Annotated in this window: 4 protein-coding genes; 1 reads left to right on the top strand and 3 read right to left on the bottom strand. The window is 62.5% G+C overall.

Going from position 1 to position 4,240, the window contains the following annotated elements:
* The 3 genes from VEK15_29860 to VEK15_29850 form a co-directional block, all read right to left on the bottom strand.
* On the bottom strand, positions 1-1,388 hold a 1,388-nt coding region (locus VEK15_29860; GenBank protein ID HXV64941.1), incomplete at its 3' end, for a hypothetical protein.
* A gap of 134 nt (positions 1,389-1,522) precedes the next feature.
* Positions 1,523-3,040: a sodium:solute symporter family protein gene (locus VEK15_29855; protein ID HXV64940.1), complete on the bottom strand. Its 1,518-nt coding sequence runs from the start codon at positions 3,038-3,040 to the stop codon at positions 1,523-1,525.
* A 6-nt stretch (positions 3,041-3,046) separates the two neighbouring features.
* The gene (locus VEK15_29850; GenBank protein HXV64939.1) at positions 3,047-3,277 is read right to left on the bottom strand and encodes a hypothetical protein; all 231 of its coding nucleotides are present in this window, start codon (positions 3,275-3,277) and stop codon (positions 3,047-3,049) included.
* Positions 3,278-3,303: 26 nt separating this feature from the next.
* Between VEK15_29850 and VEK15_29845 the strand changes: the two genes are divergently transcribed.
* On the top strand, positions 3,304-4,240 hold a 937-nt coding region (locus VEK15_29845; protein HXV64938.1), incomplete at its 3' end, for an NAD(P)/FAD-dependent oxidoreductase.

Here is a 4,240-nt window from a genome sequence, read left to right as displayed (position 1 = left end):
TCCGTATCGGAGCGCCCACCGCTGTCGGTGATGGAGGCGGAGATCAGGTGCGTGCCAAGCGACAACGTGGACGTGGAGACCTGAGCTCCCGTTCCAATCCCACCGTCGAGGTCGGACGTCCAGCTCAGGGATGCGGAAAGGTCTCCGTCTTCGACGTCTGAAGCCGTGCCCGAAAAGGTGATTTGCGCGCCGACGCCAAAGGACGAGCCGTCCGGGGGAACCGTAATCGTCACCGTCGGCTTGAAGTTGGGATCGATCTCGACGTCTACCAGTACGGTATCTTCGGCGACGAGCTCGCCGTCGTCGGCCGAGAGACGAAGCTCGTAAGTCCCTTCCGCGTCGAAGAACGCGGTCGGGGTCGGCGAGCTCGCGTCGTCGAAAAAGACGGTGCTGGGTCCGGAAATCTGGGTCCAGGTCACGAAGAGGTCGCCGGTCGGCACGCCGTCGTCGGTCGCCATCCCGTTGAGAAGAACACCGTCGTCGACCGCCACCAGCAGGTCGGGACCAGCGTCCACGCAGGGTCCCTGATTGTAAGGCATCGCTCCCGGTGGCCACGGGTTCCGCTCGAGCACGAAACTACCATTCGCAGTGACCGTCACGTGGACCGGCGGGGCGTTGAGGTCGCCTCGTTCGACCTGCACCCGCAAGACGTTTTGTTCGGGAAGGGGATGGTCCTCGATCCAGGAATGTCCGTTGCCGTGGATGAAGAGGATTCCTTTGCCAAATGCGCTCGCGGCGGCTCGAAATTGGCTCTCGAAGGGACTGCCGTTGGGGTCGTCGTGGGAGAAAATCACGGCGGCGCGCACCCCATTGCCGTGGGTCTGAAACTGTTGGTTCACCCAATTGGCGTCGTCTTGAAGCCGCGCGTCTTCTTCCTGAGAGCTCAGACCTCCACTCACTTTGTTGATGCCGACGAAGAGCACTCCGCTCTTCACGAAAGCGAAGTTCTCCGTCCGGACTGTTTGCACCTCGACCGCCGGGGTCCCGCAGAAGTTCTGCTCCAGCCTCAACAAGTGAGTCACCCAGAATGCCCATGCCTGGGTGGGGTTCGAGCAGTCGTTCCATTCGTTGTCGCCGGGAATGATGAAGGCGGGAATCGCAAGAGTCTTCATGATGCTGGCCGTATCCGCGTACCAGCTCTCTGTGCAGGTTCCGCTCGACGACTTGATATCGCCGACATGAACGAGGAATTCGGAGGGGCTGAACAGGTTGTGGTTGTCCATGTGGCTTTGGAGCTCGGCCTTCTCCCCCTCGGAGTAGGGAACGTCTCCGATCACCGAGAACGTGATGGGGTCGCCCTGACCCCACGCCGATTCGCCGACGCCTAAAGAAGCCGCTACCAACACCGACAGAGCAAAGATCGACGCTCCAGAGCTGCGAACCCCCATTGATGAGGCGCCTTTCCGGGAGGCCTGCTCCGGGTTTGTAGCCTAAGATGTTGATAAGGAGGGTGTAATGTATATACGCTCGCTCGCAAGAGAAGTCAAGATGTCCCGCGTTAATTCTGAGTTAACTCGGGTCGTCACCGAGATGCGGCGTGTGGGCTCTCGTCGCCGTGCCGGTACACGAAGCGTTCCATCTCTCCGTGGATGCGCCACACCGTCTCGGCACTCGGTCTCCGGGTGATGCGGGAGACCGCCCAGGCGACGGCAAGGTTCGCTCCGAGACCCCAGACGCTACCGTGCGTTCCGAGTGGGTTCGGCCAGACGACCAGGGTCGAAAAGAGAACCGTAAGCCCCGCCGCGATCCCCGCGAGAACCCCCGCGCGGGTGAGCATGCGTCTCGTGGGAAAACAGACGTTACAGACGGCGGGGGCGAGCTGCAGGGCGCCCGAGCCCGAGATCGATACGAGCACGACGAGGAGCTCGAAGGTGTGGACCGCGAGCAAGTAACCGACGACTAGGAGCGCGAGGACGAAAACGCGCCCGGCTTTGACGTAGTGGGCCTGGCTCTGGCCCGGCAGAACATAGCGCTGGTAGAGGTCGCGCGTCAGTACGGTCATGTTAGCGTGGAGGATGGAATCGAGAGTGGACATGGCCGCCGCGGCGGCGCCGGCGAGGATGAGGCCCGACAACCACGGAGGGGCGTAACGAAACAAGAGCTCGGGAAAGACACGATCGGGGATCTCGATATCGGGCAGGACGAGGGCCCCGCCCAGCCCTACGAAGGCCGCGGGGATGTAGAGCGTCACGAGATAGATCGGCGTCGTCGCGCCGAGCCATTTGATGGTGTTCTCGGATGCTGCGGTGTAGTAACGGATCATCATTTGCGGCATGAACAACACACCGCAGAGCGACACCATCATGCCGAACCACATGCCGGGGGTGAAGTATCCGTTCGGTCCGGGGAGGGTCAAGAGATCCGGCCGCTCGGCCGCCACGCGACGCCACAGCGCCAGTGGCCCCCCGAAGATCTGGTATGAAAGAAACAGCGCCCCGACCCAGATGGCGACGTACATCCACACGCCCTGGACGACGTCGGTCCAATAGACGGCGCGCAGCCCCCCCATCACGAGATACAGGGCCGCCACTACGAGGAGGATCAGCGTCCCGATCTCGAAGGAGATCCGATCTCCCGAGGCCACCGCGATGATGTATCCGAGACCCTGCGCTTGAACTTGTATGTAAAGAATCGTGAATAGGACCGAGACCAGGGCCACGGTCACCCGCACCGCCTCGCTCTCGTAGAAGTCGGCGAGCAAATCCGCGGGGGTCACATAGCCGAACTTCTTGCCGAGCGCCCAGATGCGGCTTCCCAGGACATAGCTCGAGGCCCCGACGAGAATGGTCCAGGTGCCGGCGTCCCAGAAGCCGATGCCGTGGGTGTAGAAGAATCCACTGGAGCCCAAAAAGGCGAACGCCGAGTGGTAAGTGGCAACGACGGTGAGGTAGAGCACCACGATGCCGGCTTTGCGTCCGTAGAGGAAGAAATCCTCGACATTGATCGCGAGCTTGCGATTTGCGACCAGTCCAACGCCGAGCGTCACCAGCAGATAGAGAGTAACGAGTCCGGTGGAGATGACGGCGGGCTCCATCTTCATCCGCTGCTAGAGACGTCGATGATGGGCGAAGAACAAAACGAGAATGAGAGCGAGGTAGACCACGAACAGATACGCGTAGAGGAAGGGCTGGCCCAGCAGCCAGGGTTCCACCCGATTGGCAAGCCAGTAGAGGATTGGCGGTTCCGCGAGAGCGAAGAGTAAGAGGAATGCGGTCAGAGCTACGCGACCGTCACGGGTTCGTGGTACGAAATGATTCTCGAATCTCGGGTAGTCCATGGGCTCGCGCCGAGGCGCAAAGTATCATGGTTCCCGTGGGGACGAGCGACGTAAAGATCGTGGGAGGCGGCCCTGCTGGTGCGAGCGTCGCCTTACGCTTGTCGCAGTTCGGTTTCTCGGTGACCCTGTTCGACGAGCCATCGAGTCGACGTCAACACGTGGTCGAGAGTCTGCCCGCGAGCATCCGCATCGTTTTCGTGGCGCTCGGGCTCGAGCTTCCGCCCCGCGTCGTCGTCAACCGGCCGCCGGAGCACCGCGTGTACTGGGGCGGGGTTGAAGGCGTTTTCCCCTGGGAGATGACGGGAGACGAAGCGTCGCTCCTGGTCTCGAGGGGGGCCTTCGACGCGTTTCTGCGCGAGGCGGCCGAAGCCGCGGGCGTGCAATGGATCTCGACGCGGGAGACGGTACGGGGCACGCATCCCTTCGTCATCGACGCCTCGGGAAGAGCCGGTCTTCTCGCACGACACCATCGCATCTATGAGCGCGCTCGCACTCTCGCCTATACGGCGCACTTCGGGACCCAGGAGCCGTCGCCGGCAACGGTGATCGAAGCTTTCGACGACGGCTTCGTTTGGTCGGCTCCGCTTCCGAACGGTCTGCGAGATGTGACCCTCTTCGTCGACGCAGAGAGCGGGAGGGCGCCATACGACTCGTTCCTTGCAAAGGCTCCCCATTGCGCCGGGCTCGTCGCCGATGCGCCCCGCGCGAGCCCCGTTATCGGGACGGATGCGACGCCTTATGCTTCCCGGCGCTACTGCGGACCGGACTTCCTTCTGGTCGGTGATGCCGCGTCGTTCCTCGATCCGCTTTCTGCCCACGGAGTTCACAAGGCGATGGACGGCGCGCTCGTAGCCGCGGCCGTCGCGCGTACGATCCTCGAGCGGCCGTCATCCGTGTCCCTGGCCACGTCGTTCTACGAGGACCGCGAAGATCGCATCTATCGAATGACTTCCGAACGGCTGC

The organism is Vicinamibacteria bacterium (assembly GCA_035620555.1).
Lineage (GTDB): Bacteria > Acidobacteriota > Vicinamibacteria > Marinacidobacterales > SMYC01 > DASPGQ01.
This window is presented reverse-complemented; position numbering and strand designations above follow the sequence as displayed.